Genomic DNA, 23,215 nt, shown 5'->3' with positions numbered 1-23,215 from the left:
CTTTTTTATGCAAATGTATTTCTAATGATTACCCAGCCTGTTCTTCAGGAATTTCTTCGATAATCACATCAATATTTTTAATTTCGCCATCTCGTAAAATTTGTACTGCCGTTTTACTTCCGGGACGGATTTCTGCAACTAAATCCATAGTTTCCGCGGCTGAAATAGCCGGTTTACCATCAACCGATAAAATAATATCCCCTTGCAGTATACCAGCCTTAGCCGCTGGCCCATTTGGGGCAACTTGGAAAACCCGTAAGCCTTGTATTTGATTGATATTATTGTTATTTGACCTAATTTGAGGCAATTCGCGTGCGGTAATACCAATATAACCGCGGATCACTCGGCCATCACGAATTAGCTTATCCATGATTTTGGTGGCTAGTGCGGTAGGAATAGCAAAGCTTAGCCCTTCAGAACTAATGCCTTGACCTGCAGTGAAAGAAAGCGTGTTGATGCCTACTAACTCACCTTCGGTATTAATTAATGCTCCGCCAGAGTTACCTGAGTTGATTGAGGCGTCGGTTTGAAGAAAGTTTTGTCGGCGAGTAGAGCTTAACCCAACACGACCTGTCGCACTGATAATCCCCTGAGTAACGGTTTGACCTATGTTATAAGGATTTCCAATTGCCAGTACGACATCACCAACATGAGTGACTCGTTGCGTATTAATTGGAATAACAGGTAAGTTATCGGCATCAATTTTCAATACGGCGAGGTCAGTCAATGGGTCTGAGCCAACTAGGAGGGCATCAAAAATAGCACCATCTTGTAAAGCTACTAAAATTTGGTCTGGGTTATCAACCACATGTTTATTCGTGATGATGTAGCCATTTTGGCTCATGATCACACCTGAACCGAGGGATTTTAATTCACGTCCTGATTGAGAAAAACTGCCTTTTGAACTGCTATAAACATAGACCACTGCAGGTGCAGCACGACGTACCGCTTTATTATAACTGACGGGCTCACTATTTGTTTTACCATATAATAAGTCGGCTAAACCTTGAGGGCGCAAAGAAGGAACCGCAACGATAATAATCAATGCAGTCAACAGGCCAAGCATGACAGATAAAGTTAGCTTCTTCACCATAGGATATAGAATATTTAGTTATTGCTTAAACATGTTCAGAGCATAACATAAAAAAACAGGTACAGCAGAGTGATACTGTACCTGTTTTATTGGTTTTCAGATGGTTTTTGATGAATTAATTTCTCATCAGTAAATATAAGGTTTCACCATCACGCAATACTTTCATGGCTAATACCGGAGGTTTAGCATCGATAATCTTACGGAATTGTTCAATCGTCTCAACACGAGCGTCATTGACACCAAAGATTAAATCGCCTTTTACTAGGCCAATGGCAGCCGCCGGTGATTTAGGCGCGACGCTATCAACTTGAACACCTTTGGTGTTGCTTACCGTTGCATTCGAAATCGTTGCACCTAATAAAGATTCACTCAATTTTTCGGCTTTAGTTGCAGAGCCTTCGTCGTTCTCGAGAACCACTTTGACTTCCATTGGTTTACCTGAGCGAATCAAGCCAATAGTAATTTCTTTACCAATTTGGCTAGTACCGATTTTAGCTCTTAACTCTGCAAAGCTATTAATACGTTTACCATCAACAGAGACTAAAACGTCACCGGATTTAATGCCTGCTTTAGCTGCGGATGATTTAGGTAAAACTTCGCTCACGAAAGCGCCACGCTGTGCATCAATATTGAATGCTTTAGCGATATCGGAGTTCATTTCAGTACCTTTGATACCTAAGATCCCGCGTTTTACTTCACCATGCTTAATTAACTGCTCGCTAAGGTTTTTAGCCATATTACTTGGGATCGCGAAGCCGATACCGATATTACCGCCGCCAGGTGCTAAGATTGCGGTATTGATACCGATTAATTCACCGTTTAGGTTAACGAGTGCGCCGCCAGAGTTACCACGGTTAATGGAAGCATCGGTCTGGATAAAGTTTTCTAGACCTTCAAGGTTCAAACCGCTACGGCCTAATGCGGAGATAATGCCTGATGTCGCTGTTTGCCCTAAACCAAATGGGTTACCGACGGCAACCGCAAAATCACCCACACGTAATTTGTCGGAGTCTGCAATACTAACAGCTGTTAAGTTTTTGATATCTTTTGCATTACTGATTTTCAATAACGCGATATCTGTTTGCGGGTCTTTACCAATTAAGTTAACGGCAATTTCACGGCCATCATTTAATTGAATTTGAATTTTGTCAGCGCCATCAATAACATGGTTATTGGTTAAAATATAACCTTGCTGAGCATCAATAATGACCCCCGAACCTAAGCCTTCAAATGGACGTACGCTTTGTTGCTGTTGTGGTACATTTGGGCCAAAAAAGAATTTAAGTTCTTCTGGAATTTGCTGGTTTTGTACGCGCGTACCCGACACGTGAATATTAACTACAGCAGGCAATACTTTTTCAAGCATTGGAGCTAAGCTAGGCATGTTCTGGCTTTGTGCTGTTGCAGGTAAAGTTGCAGGTAATGCTGCGCTACTTACGGCAGGGATAGCCGCTAAAGATAAACCTAAACTCATTGCTACCGCGGTAAGAAAAAAGTTTTTTCTTTTCATAATTTAGTCGATTCTCTCAAGAATAAATTATCAACTCATTGTAGATACAATTTTAGAATAAACACAATGCGTTGAGATAATATTGGTTGGTATCAGATTCAATTTTACTGATGACTATGACTACCGATTATGCGCAAAAGTTCCCCTTACGGGTAGCGAATATCCACTCTTTTACATCTATTTACATGCAACTTAAGTGAAACCATAACTTCTATACAGTAGGTAAATAAATTATTAATTTATATTTGGATGGAAATCTTGTTCAGAATTATTAAATAAAAATTTAATCATGAAAGATACACGGAAAGCGACTAAATTTAGTGTATTTGGTAGAAAATCACCAGTAAGTGGTGCTTACTGGTGATAAAAGATAAAAACTTACTTCTCTTTCTCTTCGATAGGCCTGAAAAGACCCGATGCACCATCTGAGTAATCTCTTGGTGGCATTTTAACTGGCGCTTGATCGTTATCTGCTTCAGATTCGGTTAAACGATAGTTAAATGGGTTGTCTTGCGCTGGCATATCAGGCATTAATTCAGACGAACTTTGTGCCATGTGTTGATAAAGCTGACGGTAATCACGCGCCATTTTATCCAATAATTCTGCGCTACGAGCAAAATGGCTCACAAGCTCTTTACGGTACTCTTCAAGTTCAGTACTTTTTTTGTCTAGCTCAGCCTGCGCTGTTTTTTGCTGGCGAAGCTTTGGGTTGCCATAGCGCACAACTAATGCACCGATGATAAAACCCACAATCAATCCGATTAATGCATACTCCCAGGTCATGCTGACTCCTTCATTACTTCAATGTTCACAGATTCAATGTTCGCAGAAACGTAGTGTTGTTACCGTTACTATACCTTAAATAATTCAAGTTGCATGTAAGCGTCAAGTAAAGCGTCTTAACATATTGTAATTTGACTAGTTAAGTGATGACAAAATCGACAAGCTTTGAATTAGACAGGCTAAATTAGTCAACAACTTATTAAGATATTAAGAGTGGAATCTTAAATCGAATTTCCTTACTCTATAGCGGCTCGTTAACCGAAAGTTAAATGATAACTGAATCTGGTTATAATAAAGGCAGTGTATATCAAATAACGGTAAAAAAACCGAAAAATTTTTAAGGATTATTCAGTTAATGTCGCCGATGACCCCTATAATGCGTTATCAACAAGCGCTAGCTGATGGAAACTATCAGCCAGATGACGTACAAAAGCTCGCTGTAGAACGCCTAGATAAAATATATCAGCAGCTTGTTGATGCAACCTCTTCCACTTTACAAGATAAGCCTTCAGGTTTAAAGCAGCGCTTTAACCGCCTTCTAGGTAAAACGTCAACAGTACCGGTTGTCCCCATACAAGGGCTATATATGTGGGGCGGGGTGGGGCGTGGAAAGACGTGGCTAATGGATATGTTTTATGAAAGTTTACCGGGTACGCGTAAACTTCGCTTACATTTTCATCGCTTTATGAAAAAAGTACAAGAAGATTTGATGGCACTGCAAGGGCAAGAGAACCCACTAGATATCATTGCGGATGAGTTTAAAAAACAAACAGATGTCTTGTGTTTTGATGAATTTTTTGTGTCAGATATTACAGACGCTATGATCCTAGGCACTTTACTAGAAGGGCTCTTTGCTCGGGGCATCACTCTTGTCGCCACTTCAAATATCATCCCTGATAATCTTTATCGAAATGGCTTGCAGCGGGCACGTTTTTTACCTGCGATTGAGCAAATTAAAAAATACTGTGATGTGATGAATGTCGATGCAGGTATTGATTACCGTTTAAGAACTTTAACGCAAGCACATTTATTTTTATCGCCAATTAACCATGAAAACCGACAACATCTTGATGAGGTGTTTGTGAAATTGGCAGGAAAAGAAGGTGAGGTGAACCCTGTTTTAGAGGTTAACCACCGAAAAATGCCCGTTATCCGTGCTGCAGAAGGTGTTCTTGCGATAGGCTTCAAAGTATTGTGTGAGGAGCCTCGTAGTCAAAATGACTATATTTACCTGTCCAACTGTTATCACACCGTCTTACTGTACGATGTACCTGTGATGGGAACCAACGATGAAAACCCGGCTCGGCGGTTTTTAGCGTTAATTGATGAGTTTTACGAACGAAAAGTTAAATTAGTGATTAACGCTGAAGTGCCAATGGAATCGCTGTATCAGGGGCAATTGTTAGCATTCGAATACCAACGTTGCTTATCTCGATTGCAAGAAATGCAAAGTGAAGAGTACCTGAAAATACCGCATTTAACTTAAGGTTAACGATAAAACCGAGTTGTTAGCGAACAAATCATCTAAATCGCATAATTTAAATACAAGATGCGATGTTTATTTGAGCAAACGTAAAAAAAATGCATTTGGGGTCGATTTTTGTTTCTGACTTCTCTATAATCTTGCGACCCCACGTTACAGCGTTGTTTTTTATTTCCCAAAAAATAACGCATTAATGCCAGTTAGGCTGCTCGAAGGGGTAGGTTTACTGGACAAAGAGTCGTGTGAACCTCAGAAAGCTTATGAACATGAGTGTTCACCAACGTGTAACTTCAATATTGGGTAAGTTTTAATGAAAACTTTTACAGCTAAACCAGAGACCGTAAAACGCGACTGGTACGTTGTTGATGCAGATGGCAAAACTTTAGGCCGTCTTGCAACTGAAATTGCTAGCCGTCTGCGCGGTAAGCATAAAGCGGAATATACTCCGCACGTGGATACTGGTGATTACATCATCGTTCTGAATGCAGAAAAAATTGCTGTTACCGGCAATAAACGCGAAGACAAAATCTACTATCGCCATACTGGCCATGTAGGTGGAATCAAGCAAGCAACTTTCGAAGAAATGATTGCTCGCAGTCCTGAGCGTGTGCTTGAAATCGCGGTTAAAGGCATGTTGCCAAAAGGACCTCTGGGTCGTGCAATGTACCGTAAACTGAAAGTTTACGCAGGTAATGAGCACAACCACGCGGCTCAACAACCGCAAGTTCTTGACATTTAATCGGGATTATAGCAATGGCTGAAAATCAATACTACGGCACTGGTCGCCGCAAAAGCTCATCTGCTCGTGTCTTTATTAAGCCGGGTAGCGGTAACATCACAATCAATCAACGTACACTGGAACAATACTTTGGTCGCGAAACTGCGCGCATGGTAGTTCGTCAGCCGTTAGAATTGGTTGAAATGTTGGAAAAACTGGATCTGTACATCACTGTTAAAGGTGGTGGTATTTCAGGTCAGGCAGGCGCAATCCGTCACGGTATTACACGTGCACTGATGGCTTATGATGAGACTCTTCGTTCTGATCTGCGTAAAGCTGGTTTCGTTACCCGTGATGCGCGTTCTGTTGAACGTAAAAAAGTGGGTCTGCGCAAAGCACGTCGTCGTCCACAGTTCTCCAAACGTTAATTTATTACCCTTTGGGTATAAAATTGATGAAAAAACCCGTCTTATGGCGGGTTTTTTATTGCCTATTGTTTTACTTACATTTTTATTATTTATGACAGGTAACAGTGTCTAATTATGACTCTTTATAAAAGAACGAATATAATCTAAAGTTAAACATCATAATTTAGTCTAAAATAATCACTAGTGAGCGATACTGAGATACTTTAATTAAACATAGTCCAAACTATAGAGTTAACTTTAAGGTTTTTATTCTGTATTTTTTGTTTTTATATTGCCATAACTCTAAATTTTTTACTATTTTATCCTTAAAATGAAATAAATCTATGATTTTTTCGATGTAGCCCCCCTAAGTTGTACAAAATCTGTTAGAATACGCCCCTGTTTTTTTATTTCGCATTTCTCGCCTTTACTGTGCGGGAGGGTTGTGTTGACTTCCAATATGGATAAATGAAAGTTAAACACAGGGGATTTTAAAATGGGTAATGGGTAATTAAAAATTAATTACATTTCGTCCATTTTGTATTTTGGAGGTTTTAATGGCTGTCGCTCCTAATAAACGCTCGGTAATGACATTGTTCTCTGGCCCTACTGACATTTTTAGCCATCAGGTACGGATTGTTCTGGCTGAAAAAGGGGTAAGTGTTGAAATTGAACATGTTGAACCCGGTCATCTGCCTCAAGATCTGATCGATCTCAACCCATACCAGAGTGTTCCAACATTAGTCGATCGTGACCTGACTCTCTATGACCCACACATTATCATGGAATATCTTGATGAGCGTTTTCCTCATCCACCATTAATGCCTGTTTACCCAGTTGCACGTGGGACGAGTCGTCAATTGATGCACCGTATTCAAAGCGATTGGTATTCATTAATGAGCAAAATAGAGAACGGTAGTGCGCAAGAGGCAGCAAATGCCCGCCGTCAACTATCTGAAGAGCTGATCGCGGTTTCACCTGTTTTTGCTGAAATGGAATTCTTCATGAGCGAAGAATTTAGTCTCGTAGATTGCTATTTAGCGCCGTTACTATGGCGTTTACCTGTACTTGGTATTGAATTGAACCCATCTAGTAGCAAATACTTGCAGTTGTATATGCAACGTGTATTTGCACGTGACGCATTTTTAGCATCGTTGACTGAATCTGAGCGCGAAATGCGTTTGTCTACAAGAGGCTAAAAGAATGATGGAAATGACAGCAATGTCACCACGTCGCCCTTATTTGTTACGCGCTCACTATGAGTGGTTGCTCGATAACGATATGACTCCGCATTTGGTGGTTGATGTCACCGTTCCTGCTGTTAACGTTCCTATGGAATTTGCTCGTGATGGGCAAATTGTATTGAATGTTGCGCCAAGAGCTGTTGGTAATTTTGAAATAACCAATGAAGAAGTGCGTTTTAATGCTCGCTTTGGTGGAATACCTCGCCAAGTTTATGTCCCAATGGCCGCAATTATGGCGGTATATGCACGTGAAAATGGGGCTGGAATGATGTTTGAGCCTGAAGCTGCGTATGATGCAGAGTTATCAGCAGGTTTTGAACAAGTTGAAGAGCTTGAAGACAACATTGCTTTAGTTCATGAAGCTGAATCTGTGGATGAAAATTCACATGAGCCATCAGATGATGAGCCACCGCGGCCACCAAAAGGTCGGCCTTCATTAAGGATTGTCAAATAATCCATTGGTCAGGTTAACAGTATATTAATCAACAGAGGGCAAAACCCTCTGTTTTTTTATATCAATGAGAAATTAAACTTCTAGAAATAATAAAATACCTTCGGCAGCATTACGCCCATCAGCAACAGCAGTCACAACAAGATCTGAGCCTCTGATTATATCCCCTCCGGCAAATACTTTTTCATGAGAAGTTTGAAACGGAAATCGGCTATTACGGTTTGCTAAAATATGACCATACTTATCACGCTTAATTAACGGTTTTTCTAACCAAGTTTGGTTATGAGGGGCAAATCCATAAGCGACAATTATGGTGTCGGTTTCGATAAAAAAGGTTGAATCTTCAAGTGGTTCTACTTGATAACGACCATTTTCTAATTCGCCATTTTGTGTACGAGTGGCATAAACGCCTATAAGTTGTTGCTGCTCATTAACGACAAATTCAGTGACTTGTATATTAAAATGGAACTGAGTGCCTTCTTCTAACGCATTGGCGACTTCTTTTTGTGAGGCTGGCATACTTTGTTCATCTCTACGATAGAGACAGCTAACCTGCTTTGCGCCTTGACGAATAGCGGTACGTACACAATCCATCGCGGTATCTCCACCTCCTAATACGATAACTCTTTTTGAGTGTAAATTAACATAGGGTTCGTTTTTAGAGATGGGAAGTTGCATTAAATGGCGTGTATTTGCGATTAGATAGGGAAGTGCTTCAAAAACGCCCTGAATCGATTTTTTAGGTAAGTTGCCTCGAATTGCTTGGTAAGTACCTGTACCAATAAAAATGGCGTCATAACTGCAAAGAAGCTCATCTAGAGAGACATCTATACCTACCTCGGTATTTAATTGAAATTGAATGCCCATTTCTGTAAATATTTCCCGTCGTTGGATCATCAGTTCCTTTTCTAGCTTAAATGACGGAATACCAAAGGTTAGTAGCCCACCTATTTCAGGGTGCTTATCAAAAACGACGACATTTACACCATTACGAATAAGCACATTGGCGCAAGAAAGACCCGCCGGGCCTGCGCCAACAATGGCGACACGTTTGTTAACGGGGCTAATATGGGAAAGGTTTGGGCGCCACCCCATCGCAAAAGCAGCATCATTAATATACCGCTCAATATGACCGATAGTGATAGAACCAGTTGTATCATTAAGTACACATGCTAATTCGCACAGTTTTTCTTGTGGGCAAACACGCCCACAAATTTCAGGTAAACTATTGGTATGATGAGATAATTCAGCAGCTTCGATAATTTTTCCTTCAGCAGCAAGCCTGAGCCACTTTGATATTGGATTATGTAGTGGGCACCTCCATTCACAAAATGGGCTACCACAAGATAGACAGCGGCTCGCTTGCTGTTGTGCATCGACGGCATTATCGGGCGCATAGATTTCAGTAAACGCTATTTTGCGGATTGCCAGCGCTTTTTTGGGCGGCTCGCGACGTTGGGAACCGAAAATATTTGAATTCATGGCATTCCTTACTGAATTTTGTCTGATTTTACTTGAGATAGCAGGGGCTTTTTCTTTGATTTTAGCGGTCTTGCCCAAGGAACAATAGCGTTATTATTTTGATTTTTATGTAATTATGATTAAAAACTATCCAAGGTAAATTTTTACTTTATCTAACACAAAGAAAATACCTGATTGTTTTTTATCATTAATAGTAAAAAATGGCTATTGAATGAGCGGGATCGACATTTCGAGTGAATAATCATCCGAAACTGCCTTGTTTGATATATGATTCAAAGAGAATTTAACTAAGGGGTGGTTATGAAAGTACTTCGCGGCCTTGCGCAATACTATGTCGATTTAATGATGAAGCTCGGGTTAGTGCGTTTTTCCCTATTACTCGCATCGGCACTGGTTGTTCTCGCCATGATAATGCAAATGGCAGTGACAATTTTTTTAAGAGGGCATGTTGATAGCCTCGATATGGTCGGGTCAATTTTCTTTGGGTTAATCATCACTCCGTTAGCCGTTTATTTTTTGTCCGTGGTGGTTGAGCAACTTGAGGAATCTCGGCAGCGTTTATCGCGAATGGTTGATAAACTTGAAGTTATGAGAAAGCGTGATGCTGATTTAAACACTCAATTACAGGGAAATATTGAACAGCTTAACCTTGAAATTCAAGAGCGAGAAAAGGCTGAGCGTGCTCATTTAGAGCTCCTTGAACAATTAAAGCAAGAAATGAAATATCGTGAGCAAACACAAATTGAACTTGAGCAGCAATCTGTTTTACTTCGTTCATTTCTTGATGCCTCACCTGACTTGGTTTATTACCGCAACGAAAATAATGAGTTTTCAGGTTGTAACCGGGCAATGGAACTGTTGACTGGAAAAAGTGAAAAACACTTAGTTGGGTTAACTCCGTTAGATATTTATGATGTTGAAATTGCCTCTAAGGTTATGGAAACCGATGAAAAAGTTTTTCGTCATAATGTTTCTCTTACCTATGAGCAATGGTTGGTATATCCAGACGGCCGTAAAGCCTGTTTTGAACTCCGTAAAGTGCCTTTTTATGATCGAGTTGGCAAACGACATGGTCTGATGGGCTTTGGGCGCGATATAACGGAACGTAAACGCTACCAGGAGGCGTTAGAGAACGCGAGTAGGGAGAAAACCACCTTTATTTCTACAATCAGCCACGAGCTTCGTACACCCCTTAACGGCATTGTTGGCTTGAGCCGGATTTTATTAGACACAGATTTAACTTCGGAACAATCTAGCTATTTAAAAACGATCCATGTAAGTGCGGTTACATTGGGTAATATATTCAATGATATTATAGAGATGGACAAAATTGAGCGTCGCAAGGTTCAGTTAGATAACCAACCAATCACATTATCTGAATTTGTGAATGATTTAGAGAATTTAAGTGGGTTATTAGTGCAGCCGAAAGGGCTTAAATTTGTCATGGATGTCGCTCCTGCATTACCAAAAACGGTGTTAACTGATGGGACCCGTTTGCGGCAGATATTGTGGAATTTAATTGGTAACGCAGTTAAGTTTACGCAAAAAGGTGAAGTGAAGCTTAGTATTTGGCAAGAAGCTGAAAATAAACTGTTTTTCAGGGTTCAGGATAGTGGCATAGGTATCCCTAGGGATGAGCTAGATAAAATCTTTGCAATGTATTATCAAGTGACAGATTCTGCTGGCGGTAAACCGGCTACTGGAACGGGGATTGGGCTTTCTGTATCTCGTCGTTTAGCACAAAATATGGGCGGCGATATTCAAGTTGAAAGTGAAATAGGGCAAGGCTCTACTTTTACTTTATCCATTACAGCGCCTGTGGTTGAAAGTGATGTTGTTGAACAGCAAGAGAGTGAAGACGATTACCCATTGCCTGCATTACATATTTTACTCGTAGAAGATATCGAACTGAATGTCGTTGTTGCCTGTTCTGTATTAGAAAATTTAGGTAATACCGTTGATGTGGCAATGAATGGTAAAGATGCCCTCGAGATGTTTGCTCCTGGTGAATATGATTTAGTGTTATTGGATATCCAATTACCTGATATGACAGGCCTTGATATTTCTAGGAAACTCAAACAGCAGTACGATAAGCAAGATTTACCACCATTAATTGCATTAACTGCAAATGTTCTGAAAGACAAAAAAGAATACTTTGATGCCGGTATGGATGGTGTATTGAGTAAGCCATTATCAGTTCCAGCACTGACCCAGGTTATTGAACAATTTTGGGGGGATCAATCCTTGCGACCTGAAGAAGCACCGAGTAAGCATGAGGCTTCAAGTGTTGATGAATCCAAATTAGATTGCGATATGCTAGAGCAGTATATTGAATTAGTTGGCCCTAAGCTTATTTATGACGGGCTAGATGTCTTTGAAAAAATGCTTCCAGGCTACTTAGCTATTCTTGATTCGAACATGGTGGCTAAAGACCAAAAAGGCATTGTGGAGGAAGCCCATAAAATCAAAGGAGCGGCAGGTTCTGTTGGCTTAAAGAACTTACAGAAAATTGCACAACAGATTCAATCTCCTGATTTACCAGCATGGTGGGACAATGTACAGGAATGGGTGGATGAATTAAAACAGGATTGGAAAGCAGATATAGAAACTTTGAGAAACTGGGTTGATCAGCGTACAAAAAAATAACCCCAACCGAAGTTGGGGTGCGCGAATACTGCGCCAACACCAGGGAAATCATTGATTTGCATATTTTTTTTGTATTTTGCAAATCATTAAATTAGGTATATCACTGTAAAGGGCAACATCAAGATACCAAAATTTTGCGAATCTGTTACAAGATTCATTAAAATCTGTGATGAAGATTGATGTTTGTGCACCTTAGCGCCTGAGAGATAATTTACTACAAATGGAGGAAGATATGAAATCAATTGCGGTTATTTTAAGTGGCTGTGGTGTTTTTGATGGAAGTGAGATCCATGAGTCAGTATTAACTATGCTAGCTTTGAGTCAAAATAATGCTGAAGTTCATTTTTTTGCGCCTGATGATTCTCAATCTACTGTTATTAATCATATTAATGGTGAGTTAAAATCAGAAAAACGTAACCAAATGGAAGAGTCTGCACGCATTACACGTGGAAAAATATCGCCTTTATCCTTAGCTGATGCTTCAAAGCTGGATGCCCTCATAATTCCTGGTGGTTTTGGTGTGGCAAAAAATTTATGTGATTTCGCCGTTAAAGGAAGTGAGTGTGAAATTAATAAAGAACTATTAAGTTTAGTACGCCAAATGCACCAACAAAAAAAGCCGCTAGGGCTGATGTGTATTGCTCCTGTGATGCTTCCTAAAATGTTAAATACATCAGTAGTACTAACTATTGGTGATGATAGTGAAACGATTGCTCAAATAGAACTTATGGGTGGGAAACATATTAAATGTGCTGTTGATGATATTGTAATTGATGAAGTTAACCGAGTTGTTACAACACCTGCTTATATGCTGGCTCAATCAATTTCTGAAGCAAATACGGGTATTAATAAGCTTGTTAAGAAAGTATTGGAAATGGCGTGATTATTTGAATGCGAACTATTGTTTCTAAATTATGGCACTGGTTAAAGAAGATCACATTTTCATTACTTGTGGTGTGGATTTGTTCAGTCGTTTTATTTAAATACATACCAGTGCCTTTTTCTGCAGTGATGATTGAACGACAAATCACTGCATGGATAAACTTAAATTTTTCTTATGTATCTCATTCTGAATGGGTAGATGAAAATCACATTTCTCCGTATATTTATTTAGCAGTAATTGCTGCGGAAGATCAAAATTTTCCTCATCACTGGGGTTTTGACCTTGATGCAATAGAGCGTGCTTACAAACACAACTTGAGTAATAAACAAACAATTAGAGGGGCTTCAACGATCTCGCAGCAAACAGTGAAAAACTTGTGGTTATGGGATGGAAGAAGCTGGTTAAGAAAGGGGCTGGAGACAGTAATGACTCCTATTATGGAGCTCTTATGGTCAAAGCAAAGAGTATTGACAGTTTACCTTAATATAGTTGAGTTTGGTGATGGTGTTTTTGGTGTAGAAGAGGCTGCAAATAAATTCTTTAATAAGCCGGCTAGCAAGCTTTCAATGAATGAAGCAGCACTATTAGCAGCAGTTTTACCTAATCCTCATAGGTATAGCGTGAAAAACCCATCTTCTTATGTTCTCAAAAGGCAGGCTTGGATCTTGAATCAAATGCACTTATTAGGAGGTAAGAATTATCTGAAAATAAACCAATTAGTGGATGAATAAGAAAAAAGCCATGGTTTTTAACCCACGGCTTTTGTTTTTATAACAATATATTATTGTTTATGATTAATTAAGATAAGTGAAAGCGGTCGTAACTCGACGAACACCGTCTGTTTCACTAGCAATTTTTGCCGCTGCATCACCTTCTTGCCTTGTTAAAACACCTAGCAAGAAAACCTCACCGTTTTCAGTAATGACTTTTACACTACCAGATTTAACGCTATCACTAGCAAGAATTTTCGATTTCACTTTGGTTGTTAACCAAGTGTCCTTTGAAGCCGTACCCAAATCAACGGGCTCACCGCTACGAACTTCATTATAGACTGCGATGGTGCCATCAACGTTAGAGGCGATTTGTTTTGCTCGTTCAGCCCAAGCCATATCAGGACTTTGGCCAGTTAACAGGACATTACCTTTATAAGCGGTCGCAATGATACGAGCCTTACCTGTGATTTCCTTATCTTTATTCAGCTGCCCACTAACTCGAGCTTCTAAAGTTCCATCGTCAACTTGCTGGCCAACGCTGCGAGGATCTGTGGCACTTTTCGTTGCAACAGCAGCAGAACCTACGACTGCAGCCCCAATACAGCCTTGTAATAAAACAGTACTGATGACTATGGCAAAAATCGGTATTAATCGCATTTTGTCTCCTTAATCGTCCTGATGTGGGAAAAGAGTATTGTCTATAAGGTCACACAGACAATTTACAGTAAGAAGATGAACTTCTTGAATTCGAACACTTCGTTGGGATGGTATGCGGATTTCAACATCTTGAGGACCCAGTAAGCCAGCGAGTTCCCCTCCGTCATAACCTGTTAAGGCGACAATTGTCATGTCTCTAGTCACCGCAGCTTCAACGGCCTTAATAATATCACTACTATTACCATGGGTTGAAATCGCCATCAAAACATCACCATGTTGCCCTAATGCTCTAACTTGTTTCGCATAAATTTCAGAAGGTTGCTTACTACCTGAAATCGCAGTTAGCACGGCATTATCGGTATTAAGCGCTAAGGCGGGTAAGCTAGGGCGCTCAGTTTCAAAGCGATGGATCATACTCGCAGCAAAACGTTGTGCGGTAGCGGCGGAAGCACCGTTACCACAACATAGAATTTTGTTGCCATTGAGTAAAGATTGAACCATCATCATTGCGGCTCTTGATATGGCATCAGGCAGCGCTTCAGCCGCTGCTATTTGAGTTTGGATGCTTTCAGTGAAACAAACTTTTATTCGGTCTAGCACGAGTTTTTCCTTTGTCGCCTCGATATAATTCAAATCATTTTTGTGTCGCTATTATATTTGAATTATAGCTTTGTTGACTGCATGATCAGTATATAAAGCTGATTATCACATTTGTTAATAAACATCATTTTCGTTAAATGCATTTTGTATCCAATCAAATTGGTTTCCAGTGATGGCGCAGATATCAAAACGGCATGCGCTGGTTTCAAAACTTTCTTGCCTTTGTGAGAGCCAAAATTTGGCGGCAGCTAATAGCTTTCGACGTTTGCGCCAGTTTACTGATAAAAGTGCATCTCCGTAATCACAATTTTTGCGAAAACGAACTTCAACAAATACCCAACCTGTATTATCTCGCATAATGAGGTCGATTTCTCCGCCTCGGTTTCTTGCGTTACGTTCGACAAATGTTAGTCCCTGCTGTTTCAGGAAAGCGAGCACTTGATTTTCATAGTACCGGCCTGTTAACCATTGTATGGCTTTTGGCATAATTTTCATGACGTCCTTGTCTGAAAAAAGATGAAGTATTGAACAATATTATTGCGCGGAAACCACTTTACCTTGTTTAAATTGTAACCAAGGTAATTCTCGGAACACCACACAGTTTGGTGTGGTGCTTAAGGTTCCAGATGCGCCATTAATACGAAATTGCCCCGATTGTTGAAGCTTGTCGTAATTGTTGGCTAAAGACCATGCGTCAATACCCATGGCATATAAGCGGAATAACGAGTAATCATTGTTCAGCTTTTGTTGGGCTTGTTTACGTAAGTTATTGTTTGCACCTGCGAGTAAAGGAATTTCGCTAAATTTAACGCCATCCATTTCAAAGCGGTAGTCTGCGCCAGATCCGGCTTGGTTACTGCGAGAGCTTGCATAAAGTGCAGGGCGGGAACGGGAACTAATCGCCATTTCAATCATTGGTTTGATTAAGGTGAGCTCATCACGAGTGGCAACAATATAAACACCGTCAATCGCACCGGTTGAATCGACATATTGTGAATCTATCGATTGTGCTCCGGTATTCACTGGCGTTCCTGTCATACGGATACCTGCACCACGATTAATTGACTCTTTTAGTGAAGGGATGGACCCAAAGGTTTGCATTAAAACAGTTCCCCCCCCTTTTTCTTGCCACCCTTGAGCAAAGGCTTTGGCTATCCTATCGCCGAAAGCATTAGCGGGAACTAATACCAATGGCATTTGCTTACCTTCAGCTTTCATATAAGCGGCCGCATTCTGTGCTTCATCTTCTGGTGATAATGAAAAATAGCAAAGATTTGGTCGAGGCTGTAATTGGTTCGCATCAAGCTCATTGAGCGCAAGCACGCTAACTGGAGCCCCCATTTGGGTAATAACTTGAACGTCACTTTTTAATAATGGCCCAACAATCAGGTTAAAGCCTTCATTTTTTGCTTGCTCAATAAGCGCAGGCATTTGTTTATTAGTGGTATCAAACACCTTGACGCTTTGGGTATTCACAGGGGCTGCATCGATACGTAAAGTGGATGCCACTACATCGCTATCGCTAGCAGTAGGGGTATTACCTGTTGTTGCAGCAACTTGTTCATAAATTTGGTCGAGGACATCATTTCCACTACTTGGGGGATCTATAGCGTCTTGAGAGGGAGACCCTTGAGGCAGACCTTTTTGCGCATCCATAAAGCCTTGCATAATCGCCTGGCCGAATACTTGTCCTTGCCCACTCATGGGTAAAAACAACGCAATCTTAGGATTTTTACCCACTTGAGGTATCATCGCTTGCAGTAAAAGGGTTGGTGTTGTCGTCACTCCAGGGTTATTTGAGTAACGCATTTTCCAATCGTTGTAGCCAGCAAGTAAGGCATCTGTGTCATCTCGGTTATTTTGATAAATATCTAAAAGATCGACCCAGCCTTGGAGAATATTTTCATCGGCACTAATTCCATGAATTTGTTCTGGCGTTAACTGTGTTAACATCTGCCATAACCCATCAATGTTAGCTTGGCGTTCAGTGGTTGTTTTTAATAAAGGTTCTTGGCTAATGTAGGCACGTATCGCCTCCATTGAAGGCTTACCTTGTGCTGCATCAATGATTGCTTGGTAACGGCTAGCATCATCAGATGCGCTTTGCTCAGGTGTTTTTTGGGTTGACGGAAAATATTCCGAGACAATTTGGCACCCAGACAGAGCAAATGTGGACAGCATTGCTGTGCAGATTAACCCTTTTTTCAAATGCAAAAAAATTGAAGGACGCATACTGTATCCAATGGTGTATTTTTCAATTGCTTAATTTTAAACCGGCTATTCGGATGAAACAATGAACCAACCTAATCAAGCTGTGGTTATGGCATCCACGCTGTATATCGTTCCTACCCCAATTGGTAATATGAGGGATATCACGCAACGTGCGTTGGATGTTCTTAAACATGTTGACCTTATTGCTGCAGAGGACACTCGGCATTCAGGCATTCTATTACAGAATTTTGCGATAAATGCACGGTTGTTTGCTCTGCATGATCATAATGAACAGCAAAAGGCAGATCAATTAATTAGTCGACTTCAACAAGGTGATAGTATCGCATTAGTCTCCGATGCGGGTACACCTTTAATTAATGATCCGGGTTATCATCTCGTCAATCGTTGTCGCGAAGCGGGTATTCGTGTTGTACCTTTACCGGGGCCTTGTGCTGCTATTACTGCGTTATCCGCCGCGGGTTTACCTTCAGACCGTTTTTGTTATGAAGGTTTTTTACCGGCTAAAACGAAAGGCCGTAAAGATGTATTGCAATCACTCGAACAAGAAACCCGCACGCTGATTTTCTATGAATCAACCCACCGTTTGTTAGACAGTTTAGCAGATATGGTGGAAGTCTGGGGGCCGGAGCGTCATGTTGTTTTAGCGCGTGAAATCACTAAAACATGGGAGTCTATTGAAGGTCGCCCTGTGGGAGAGTTACTCGCTTGGGTAAAAGAAGATGAAAATCGTCACCGTGGCGAAATGGTGTTGATTGTCGAAGGGTATAAAAAACCAGTCGATGACTCCGCAGTTTCCCCTGAAGTGGTGAGAACATTAAATTTATTACAAAAAGAATTACCCCCTAAAAAAGCGGCGGCGATCACGGCTGAAATTTATGGCCTCAAGAAAAATATGCTGTATAAATTGATGCTTGATAATCAAGATAGTGAATGATTCTTGAGCAAATAGACGAGTTCATTTATATAAGTGGTAAATGAAAGTCGTTAGAGTCTGTACAAGACTCAGCAAAGTGCCTATAATTCGCCGCGGAGTTGGCCAGACAACCGCTGCTTTATCGTAGTCCCTTCGGGAGACGGGTAGAGGGGAGGAAAGTCCGGGCTCCATAGGGCAGGGTGCCAGATAACGTCTGGGAGGCGCGAGCCTACGACTAGTGCAACAGAGAGCAAACCGCCGATGGCCTGTTTACAGGATCAGGTAAGGGTGAAAGGGTGCGGTAAGAGCGCACCGCGCGACTGGCAACAGTTCGTGGCACGGTAAACTCCACCCGGAGCAAGACCAAATAGGGGTTCATATGGTGCGGCCCGCATTGAACTCGGGTAGGTTGCTGGAGCCAGTGCGTAAGTGCTGGCCTAGATGAATGGTTGTCCAAGACAGAACCCGGCTTATCGGCCAACTCCCATTTTTTCGTCATACTTCAAGCTGTGCCTGTGTTGGCGTCACTCGTCAGCCCTAGTCACATACTTTTGTATGCTCCTAGGGATTTCCTCATTTTGCCGCCTTGGCACACCTCGAATTATTTAGAAAAAATTTCAGTTTATAATGCTTCGAGCTGTACCTGTGTTGGCTGCATTCAGCCACACGGGTCACATACTTTTGTATGCTCCCCGCGCTGTCTTCATTTTGCCGCCTCGGTATAACACGAACTATTTAGAAAAAATCATAATCTTTTGATTTAATATAAAAATACTTCTCTTCTTTCTTTTCTGGCTTGTCTTCACCATTTGATACATCAACTCATCAACTCATCAACTCATCAACTCATCAACTCATCAACTCATCAACTCATCAACATCACAACCCTCTGATGCAAATCAATGCGCCCTGTGAATATGTAAATACAATAGTGGTATTTATAATGCATGTTAAAGAGATGTGCGGACATGAAAGAAAAACCACGTGTAAGGTACCAACGTCGCCCTGGTACTACAGGGGGTAAGCTCCCTTGGAATGATTGGCGTAATGCATCAACATGGCGTAAATTTGTACAGTTAACGCTATTGGCGATCAATATTTATATTGGCATCACCTTCTATTTTTGGGTGCGTTACTACGAAACCGGAGGAGCGACAGTTCACCTTCCTCGCCCTGGTGGAATTGAAGGTTGGCTGCCGATTGCGGGGTTAATGAATTTAAAATATACGTTGGAGACGGGGAGTTTCCCGCCAATTCATGCGGCTTCAATGTTTCTGCTTGTTTCTTTTATTTTGATTAGCTTACTGCTCAAAAAAGCATTTTGTTCATGGATGTGCCCGATAGGCACTATATCGGAATATACGGGAAAAATAGGCCAAAAACTGTTTGGTTATCAAAAACAAATCAGTTTACCTAAATGGCTAGATATCCCCCTACGAGGTTTAAAATATTTACTATTAAGCTTCTTTCTCTATATTGCATTTTCCATGTCTGCGCAGATGATCCAATACTTTATGATGTCACCTTATGGGATCATCATTGACGTCAAAATGTTGGATTTCTTTCGCTATATTAGCTTGTTTGCGCTGGTCAGTGTTGCGGTTTTAGTGGTGGCAAGCTTGTTTATTCGTAATGCTTGGTGCCGTTATTTGTGTCCTTATGGTGCATTGCTAGGGCTGTTTTCGTTATTTTCACCATTTAAAATTCGGCGAAATGTGGAAAGTTGCATTGATTGTGGAAAATGTGCGAAAAACTGCCCATCCCACATCCCTGTTGATAAATTAATTCAGGTAAGAACGCTCGAATGTACGGGGTGTATGACTTGCGTGGAATCTTGCCCTGTTGCATCAACACTGGATTTTTCATTGCAATTGCCAGCAAAAAAACATCAATTTCGGTTATCGGGTAGGATGATGGCTATTTTAACCTTGGCAATTTTATTTATCACTATTGGGGTTGCTATGTATTTTGGCGTTTGGGATAGCCCAGTACCCGATAATTATTGGTTTCATATTATTCCAAATGCAAGAATGATAGGCCATTGATGCACAATAAAAAACCCCGCTACATATGATAATAAGCGGGGCAACTTGTTGTTTTGTCGTGATGACAGATTTTGTACTGCTTATTTATACTTATTTCTCGCTTATATTTATTTTCTTACATACTACTTACTACCCCATCAGTTAACCGCTTGCTTAACCATCTGCAATAACTGACGTACATCTTCAGGGCGCGTATTGCCAGTATCTTTATCAATAATTGAGCTATAGATATGAGGAATGATTTTTTTCACGCCTGCATCAAGAGCAATTTGCAAAATTTCAGCAAAGTTATCTAAATCAATGCCGCCTGTAGGCTCTAAAGAAAAATCAAAGTCAGCGCAAGCTTTGGCAATGGCTTTATATTCTTCAATATATGTTAACCCTTTCATATTAAAGAATTTAACAGAGTCAGCACCCATGTCTTTAAGCATCATAATGGCAGTTTCAATCGGAACAATGCCATCTGGCGCTTGAGAACTTAATGGGCCTGTGGAAATTTTTACCATACCCACCGTGCCTGTCGGTGATATGAGCGCATTCACGAAGGTTTCGTTTTGGCCTAATAGTGCACGGCTAATTGGGGCACCAGTGAATACTTGGTTAACGTGCTGCGGTTGCACTTCTTTTGAAATCAACGATACCATGGTTGATTGATTTGGGTCGCCAGCACCCAGGCCAACTGATAATGCATTATCGGTTTTTTGGGCATAAATACGCATATCTGCAATCGCGCTTTCTAAGTCAGGGTAATTTTTAGATAAAACACCAACAACAACAAAGGTTTCTGCTGCAGCATAGATATCTTTTGCATTTTGATGGCTGCCTGCCAAGACGTTTAAACACACGCGGTCACGATAAAAATTCGGTGACAATTTCATTTTAAATTCCTTCTACTAACAAACGAATATTCTGAGAAATAACATCAAGTTGTTCAGTACTAACACTACGAATGTCAGCTTCCACTTTTCCTTCGTTGGCTTTGTACTCACGGAAGTAAATCGCGGTATCACCTTGTTTTAACTCAGCCATGATTTGGTAGGTAGTTTTGCCTATTGTTTTTTCATCAAAGCTAATTTCAGTACGAGCAATATCACGTCCAGCGCCATCCCAGACCACTTGAGCAGAGATACCTTTAATTGCATTCAAATCGCTGATGAATTTACTCATTCGATTGACCATTTCTGGGCCAGTTTCTTTTGTCGCTGTCAGGTACTGTTCGATAGCAAGAGTGAGGCCTAAAATACCTTCTTTACCCACTTTCATCGCACGGCCAATACCTTGGCTTTGGCGTTTTACCCACTCAACATATTGTTTTTTACCAATAACTAGGCCACTTGTTGGGCCTTCAATCGCTTTTGCGCCACTGTAAATCACAATATCGCCGCCTGCTTGGTAGTAAGCTGTGAGCTCTTCTTCAGCGGCAGCATCAACGATCAGTGGTAGCTGGTGGTCATGAGCCACTTTGGCGGCTTGTTCCACGGTTAACATGCTTTTTTGTACGGTATGATGGGATTTGATATACAGAATAGCGGCGGTATTGGGGGTGATTTTTGCAGCTAACTGGGCGGCGTTGCACTCGTTAGCAAAGCCCGCTTCGACCACTTTACCACCACCTAAGCTCACCATTGTATCGACAGGAGCACCGAAATTAACGTTATGGCCTTTAGGTAAAATAATTTCACGAGGCACAACTTTGTCGGATGAATGCAAATTAAGCAGTAAATCATCATCATCTTGTACAATCACCGCTGCAACAGCTTGTGCGATACCGGCAGATGCGCAGGAAACAACAACTGCGGCTTCAACATCTAATAGATTAGCAATGTATTCGCCAGTTTTATTAACTAAGTCTTTAATTTCAAAATAATTATTTAATCCGTAAGCAACACGTTCAACAACTTCCGGAGTTGGCGTTGAAACACCCAGAATTGTCATGCGGCCAGAGGCATTAATAACGTGTTTTAACTGATATTTATCATAAATCGATTGCATGTTCTGATTCACCTTGTGCATGAATAATGTGTTTTCCACCGACGATAGCAGCCAATGGTACGAAGCGGTGAGTGCCTATACGGTGTTCGCCTTCTGCATCCGTGAGCTCGGTTTGCTCTTCTTTAAGGTCAAAAAGGGTTATGTCGGCGTCAAAGCCCGGCCTTAAATAGCCTTTCGCGGGTAATGATAAGAAATTGGCGGCTTTTTCGGTAACGCAGCGAAGCACTTGTTCCGCACTAAAGCCCATACACAGGAATTTGGTCATCACAAAAGCGAGGCTATAAACAGGGCCATTAACGCGGTTGCGGTGGTAAATATCGGAACTGATAATGTCAGGGTAAGTGCCGATGCGCATGGCTTGTTCGGCAACTTTAAAGCTAAAACTCTCACCGCCATGGCCAACATCTAATATGACTCCGCGTGCGAGTGCGCGAGCAATTGAGGGCTTTAGGTAGCCATCTTCGCCTAAAATTTTATTGGGTTTGCCATTAAAGCAGTGAGTGATGATATCGCCACGTGTCAGTAAATCAGCGACTTCATCGATATCCGGTGGGTTGTTGCCGATATGCACCATGAGTGGAAGATGGTGTTTTTTCTGCATTTCTTTAGCTTTAATCAGTGGTGCAATACCATTTTCACCAACCACACTTTTACTCATACGCGCTTTCATACCAACAACAAAGCCTGAGTGGCGCTCGATAGCGTCTTGAAAGCAGGCATCATTGATGTTGTTCATATCGGACAATTCATTTTGTGCAATGATGCCAATGCGTGAAATATTTAACAGAGAAAAGACATTGGTTTTCGATTTTTGTGTCAGTTGATAAAATTTATCAATATCATCAGCACCGACACTGCCTGCATCAACCAGTGAGGTAACTCCGCCAGCGGCTCCTGCTAAATCAGGGTCATCGAAGTAAATAGGTGACTCAACAAAACAGTGTGCGTGAGAATCAATCCATCCGGCGCTGACATAAGTTTTACCTTGGAGATCAATAATTTTGTCAGCTTGCTGGTTACAGGCTAACTCAGGGCCTGCTGCTTCGATTTTTCCATCTTTGATAAGAATATCGATAATCGAGCCATCGATACGCTTACCTTGTTTGATGATTAGAGTGTACATAGTTGCCCTCTTTATACTCATACTCGATGCTCGTCATACTTCAAACTGCAGCGTTGTTGGCAGCACTTCCGCTACCCTAGTCACATACTTTTGTATGCTCCTAGGGATATCGTCGTTTGCCGCCTAGCTGCAATTTGAATTATCTAGAGCATGCTTAAATACTTGAATACTTGTTCTAAATAATGCCAACCGCAGCGTTGTTGGTTACTCTTACGCTACTCTTTGAACTATTTCGAGCCT

General features: G+C 41.1%; 21 protein-coding genes and 1 other RNA gene. 11 read left to right on the top strand and 11 right to left on the bottom strand.

Going from position 1 to position 23,215, the window contains the following annotated elements; genetic code table 11:
- Positions 1-28 precede the first annotated feature (28 nt).
- From degS to zapG, 3 genes are all read right to left on the bottom strand, one after another.
- Positions 29-1,093 carry an outer membrane-stress sensor serine endopeptidase DegS gene (gene degS, locus P3L37_RS15795; protein ID WP_109911684.1) on the bottom strand — a complete coding sequence of 355 codons (1,065 nt, stop codon included), beginning with the start codon at positions 1,091-1,093 and terminating at the stop codon, positions 29-31.
- 115 nt (positions 1,094-1,208) lie between these two features.
- Positions 1,209-2,603, bottom strand: coding sequence for a Do family serine endopeptidase (locus P3L37_RS15790; RefSeq protein WP_004908295.1), 1,395 nt, complete (start codon positions 2,601-2,603; stop codon positions 1,209-1,211).
- 378 nt (positions 2,604-2,981) lie between these two features.
- Positions 2,982-3,386, bottom strand: a complete 405-nt coding sequence (zapG, locus tag P3L37_RS15785; protein WP_004908297.1) for a Z-ring associated protein ZapG — start codon at positions 3,384-3,386, stop codon at positions 2,982-2,984.
- A 355-nt stretch (positions 3,387-3,741) separates the two neighbouring features.
- On the opposite strand from zapG, the gene zapE reads away from it, so the two are divergent.
- The 5 genes from zapE (at position 3,742) to sspB (ending at position 7,692) form a co-directional block, all read left to right on the top strand.
- Positions 3,742-4,872 carry a cell division protein ZapE gene (zapE, locus tag P3L37_RS15780; protein WP_117162555.1) on the top strand — a complete coding sequence of 377 codons (1,131 nt, stop codon included), beginning with the start codon at positions 3,742-3,744 and terminating at the stop codon, positions 4,870-4,872.
- A gap of 307 nt (positions 4,873-5,179) precedes the next feature.
- The gene (gene rplM, locus P3L37_RS15775) at positions 5,180-5,608 is read left to right on the top strand and encodes a 50S ribosomal protein L13 (protein WP_004258237.1); all 429 of its coding nucleotides are present in this window, start codon (positions 5,180-5,182) and stop codon (positions 5,606-5,608) included.
- 14 nt (positions 5,609-5,622) lie between these two features.
- On the top strand, positions 5,623-6,015 hold the full coding sequence (gene rpsI, locus P3L37_RS15770) for a 30S ribosomal protein S9 (protein ID WP_004258235.1): 393 nt from the start codon (positions 5,623-5,625) through the stop codon (positions 6,013-6,015).
- Between the two features lie 536 nt (positions 6,016-6,551).
- Positions 6,552-7,193 carry a stringent starvation protein SspA gene (gene sspA / locus P3L37_RS15765; protein ID WP_004908304.1) on the top strand — a complete coding sequence of 214 codons (642 nt, stop codon included), beginning with the start codon at positions 6,552-6,554 and terminating at the stop codon, positions 7,191-7,193.
- 7 nt (positions 7,194-7,200) lie between these two features.
- The gene (sspB, locus tag P3L37_RS15760; RefSeq protein WP_004908309.1) at positions 7,201-7,692 is read left to right on the top strand and encodes a ClpXP protease specificity-enhancing factor; all 492 of its coding nucleotides are present in this window, start codon (positions 7,201-7,203) and stop codon (positions 7,690-7,692) included.
- A 72-nt stretch (positions 7,693-7,764) separates the two neighbouring features.
- Here sspB and P3L37_RS15755 read toward each other — a convergent pair whose 3' ends face one another.
- Positions 7,765-9,171: an FAD-dependent oxidoreductase gene (locus tag P3L37_RS15755; protein WP_272667402.1), complete on the bottom strand. Its 1,407-nt coding sequence runs from the start codon at positions 9,169-9,171 to the stop codon at positions 7,765-7,767.
- A 300-nt stretch (positions 9,172-9,471) separates the two neighbouring features.
- On the opposite strand from P3L37_RS15755, the gene arcB reads away from it, so the two are divergent.
- From arcB to mtgA, 3 genes are all read left to right on the top strand, one after another.
- A complete protein-coding gene (gene arcB, locus P3L37_RS15750; RefSeq protein WP_004908312.1) occupies positions 9,472-11,817 on the top strand; it encodes an aerobic respiration two-component sensor histidine kinase ArcB in 2,346 nt (781 codons plus the stop codon).
- A 232-nt stretch (positions 11,818-12,049) separates the two neighbouring features.
- Positions 12,050-12,700: an isoprenoid biosynthesis glyoxalase ElbB gene (gene elbB / locus P3L37_RS15745; RefSeq protein WP_109911688.1), complete on the top strand. Its 651-nt coding sequence runs from the start codon at positions 12,050-12,052 to the stop codon at positions 12,698-12,700.
- A gap of 8 nt (positions 12,701-12,708) precedes the next feature.
- Complete coding sequence (gene mtgA / locus P3L37_RS15740) at positions 12,709-13,431, top strand: monofunctional biosynthetic peptidoglycan transglycosylase (RefSeq protein ID WP_004908320.1); 723 nt, start codon at positions 12,709-12,711, stop codon at positions 13,429-13,431.
- Between the two features lie 63 nt (positions 13,432-13,494).
- Here mtgA and dolP read toward each other — a convergent pair whose 3' ends face one another.
- The 4 genes from dolP to P3L37_RS15720 all read right to left on the bottom strand — a co-directional run bounded on the left by dolP (position 13,495) and on the right by P3L37_RS15720 (position 16,902).
- Positions 13,495-14,070 (bottom strand): division/outer membrane stress-associated lipid-binding lipoprotein, encoded by a 576-nt coding sequence (gene dolP, locus P3L37_RS15735; RefSeq protein ID WP_109911689.1) that lies wholly within the window; start codon positions 14,068-14,070, stop codon positions 13,495-13,497.
- Between the two features lie 9 nt (positions 14,071-14,079).
- The gene (gene diaA, locus P3L37_RS15730) at positions 14,080-14,670 is read right to left on the bottom strand and encodes a DnaA initiator-associating protein DiaA (protein ID WP_004908326.1); all 591 of its coding nucleotides are present in this window, start codon (positions 14,668-14,670) and stop codon (positions 14,080-14,082) included.
- A gap of 114 nt (positions 14,671-14,784) precedes the next feature.
- Positions 14,785-15,165: a YraN family protein gene (locus tag P3L37_RS15725; protein WP_004908329.1), complete on the bottom strand. Its 381-nt coding sequence runs from the start codon at positions 15,163-15,165 to the stop codon at positions 14,785-14,787.
- Between the two features lie 39 nt (positions 15,166-15,204).
- Positions 15,205-16,902 carry a penicillin-binding protein activator gene (locus P3L37_RS15720; protein ID WP_109911690.1) on the bottom strand — a complete coding sequence of 566 codons (1,698 nt, stop codon included), beginning with the start codon at positions 16,900-16,902 and terminating at the stop codon, positions 15,205-15,207.
- Between the two features lie 61 nt (positions 16,903-16,963).
- Here P3L37_RS15720 and rsmI point away from each other — a divergent pair, with 61 nt between their 5' ends.
- The 3 genes from rsmI to P3L37_RS15705 all read left to right on the top strand — a co-directional run bounded on the left by rsmI (position 16,964) and on the right by P3L37_RS15705 (position 19,860).
- The gene (gene rsmI / locus P3L37_RS15715; protein WP_109911691.1) at positions 16,964-17,836 is read left to right on the top strand and encodes a 16S rRNA (cytidine(1402)-2'-O)-methyltransferase; all 873 of its coding nucleotides are present in this window, start codon (positions 16,964-16,966) and stop codon (positions 17,834-17,836) included.
- Between the two features lie 94 nt (positions 17,837-17,930).
- Positions 17,931-18,304, top strand: an RNA gene (gene rnpB / locus P3L37_RS15710) — RNase P RNA component class A.
- A 479-nt stretch (positions 18,305-18,783) separates the two neighbouring features.
- A complete protein-coding gene (locus tag P3L37_RS15705) occupies positions 18,784-19,860 on the top strand; it encodes a 4Fe-4S binding protein (RefSeq protein ID WP_272520410.1) in 1,077 nt (358 codons plus the stop codon).
- A 137-nt stretch (positions 19,861-19,997) separates the two neighbouring features.
- Here P3L37_RS15705 and dagF read toward each other — a convergent pair whose 3' ends face one another.
- The 3 genes from dagF to P3L37_RS15690 are packed head-to-tail and all read right to left on the bottom strand — an operon-like array spanning position 19,998 to position 22,975.
- On the bottom strand, positions 19,998-20,738 hold the full coding sequence (gene dagF, locus P3L37_RS15700; RefSeq protein WP_109911693.1) for a 2-dehydro-3-deoxy-phosphogluconate aldolase: 741 nt from the start codon (positions 20,736-20,738) through the stop codon (positions 19,998-20,000).
- Between the two features lies 1 nt (position 20,739).
- A complete protein-coding gene (locus P3L37_RS15695) occupies positions 20,740-21,852 on the bottom strand; it encodes a DgaE family pyridoxal phosphate-dependent ammonia lyase (protein WP_004908346.1) in 1,113 nt (370 codons plus the stop codon).
- The gene (locus tag P3L37_RS15690; protein WP_109911695.1) at positions 21,836-22,975 is read right to left on the bottom strand and encodes an amidohydrolase/deacetylase family metallohydrolase; all 1,140 of its coding nucleotides are present in this window, start codon (positions 22,973-22,975) and stop codon (positions 21,836-21,838) included. Before P3L37_RS15690 ends, P3L37_RS15695 begins: the two co-directional genes overlap by 17 nt.
- Between the last annotated feature and the right edge of the window lie 240 nt (positions 22,976-23,215).

It is taken from the genome of Providencia sp. PROV114, assembly GCF_032704305.1.
In the GTDB taxonomy this organism is placed as follows: domain Bacteria; phylum Pseudomonadota; class Gammaproteobacteria; order Enterobacterales; family Enterobacteriaceae; genus Providencia; species Providencia rettgeri.
Note: the sequence above shows the minus strand (reverse complement) of the source record. Positions and strands in the feature narration are given on the sequence as shown.

What these genes read in the sequence shown, in the direction of transcription:
- degS (WP_109911684.1), bottom strand. Translation starts at nt 1,093, where the DNA reads ATGGTGAAGAAGCTAACTTTATCTGTCATGCTTGGCCTGTTGACTGCA.
- P3L37_RS15790 (WP_004908295.1), bottom strand. Translation starts at nt 2,603, where the DNA reads ATGAAAAGAAAAAACTTTTTTCTTACCGCGGTAGCAATGAGTTTAGGT.
- zapG (WP_004908297.1), bottom strand. Translation starts at nt 3,386, where the DNA reads ATGACCTGGGAGTATGCATTAATCGGATTGATTGTGGGTTTTATCATC.
- zapE (WP_117162555.1), top strand. Translation starts at nt 3,742, where the DNA reads ATGTCGCCGATGACCCCTATAATGCGTTATCAACAAGCGCTAGCTGAT.
- rplM (WP_004258237.1), top strand. Translation starts at nt 5,180, where the DNA reads ATGAAAACTTTTACAGCTAAACCAGAGACCGTAAAACGCGACTGGTAC.
- rpsI (WP_004258235.1), top strand. Translation starts at nt 5,623, where the DNA reads ATGGCTGAAAATCAATACTACGGCACTGGTCGCCGCAAAAGCTCATCT.
- sspA (WP_004908304.1), top strand. Translation starts at nt 6,552, where the DNA reads ATGGCTGTCGCTCCTAATAAACGCTCGGTAATGACATTGTTCTCTGGC.
- sspB (WP_004908309.1), top strand. Translation starts at nt 7,201, where the DNA reads ATGGAAATGACAGCAATGTCACCACGTCGCCCTTATTTGTTACGCGCT.
- P3L37_RS15755 (WP_272667402.1), bottom strand. Translation starts at nt 9,171, where the DNA reads ATGAATTCAAATATTTTCGGTTCCCAACGTCGCGAGCCGCCCAAAAAA.
- arcB (WP_004908312.1), top strand. Translation starts at nt 9,472, where the DNA reads ATGAAAGTACTTCGCGGCCTTGCGCAATACTATGTCGATTTAATGATG.
- elbB (WP_109911688.1), top strand. Translation starts at nt 12,050, where the DNA reads ATGAAATCAATTGCGGTTATTTTAAGTGGCTGTGGTGTTTTTGATGGA.
- mtgA (WP_004908320.1), top strand. Translation starts at nt 12,709, where the DNA reads ATGCGAACTATTGTTTCTAAATTATGGCACTGGTTAAAGAAGATCACA.
- dolP (WP_109911689.1), bottom strand. Translation starts at nt 14,070, where the DNA reads ATGCGATTAATACCGATTTTTGCCATAGTCATCAGTACTGTTTTATTA.
- P3L37_RS15725 (WP_004908329.1), bottom strand. Translation starts at nt 15,165, where the DNA reads ATGAAAATTATGCCAAAAGCCATACAATGGTTAACAGGCCGGTACTAT.
- P3L37_RS15720 (WP_109911690.1), bottom strand. Translation starts at nt 16,902, where the DNA reads ATGCGTCCTTCAATTTTTTTGCATTTGAAAAAAGGGTTAATCTGCACA.
- rsmI (WP_109911691.1), top strand. Translation starts at nt 16,964, where the DNA reads ATGAACCAACCTAATCAAGCTGTGGTTATGGCATCCACGCTGTATATC.
- P3L37_RS15705 (WP_272520410.1), top strand. Translation starts at nt 18,784, where the DNA reads ATGAAAGAAAAACCACGTGTAAGGTACCAACGTCGCCCTGGTACTACA.
- dagF (WP_109911693.1), bottom strand. Translation starts at nt 20,738, where the DNA reads ATGAAATTGTCACCGAATTTTTATCGTGACCGCGTGTGTTTAAACGTC.
- P3L37_RS15695 (WP_004908346.1), bottom strand. Translation starts at nt 21,852, where the DNA reads ATGCAATCGATTTATGATAAATATCAGTTAAAACACGTTATTAATGCC.
- P3L37_RS15690 (WP_109911695.1), bottom strand. Translation starts at nt 22,975, where the DNA reads ATGTACACTCTAATCATCAAACAAGGTAAGCGTATCGATGGCTCGATT.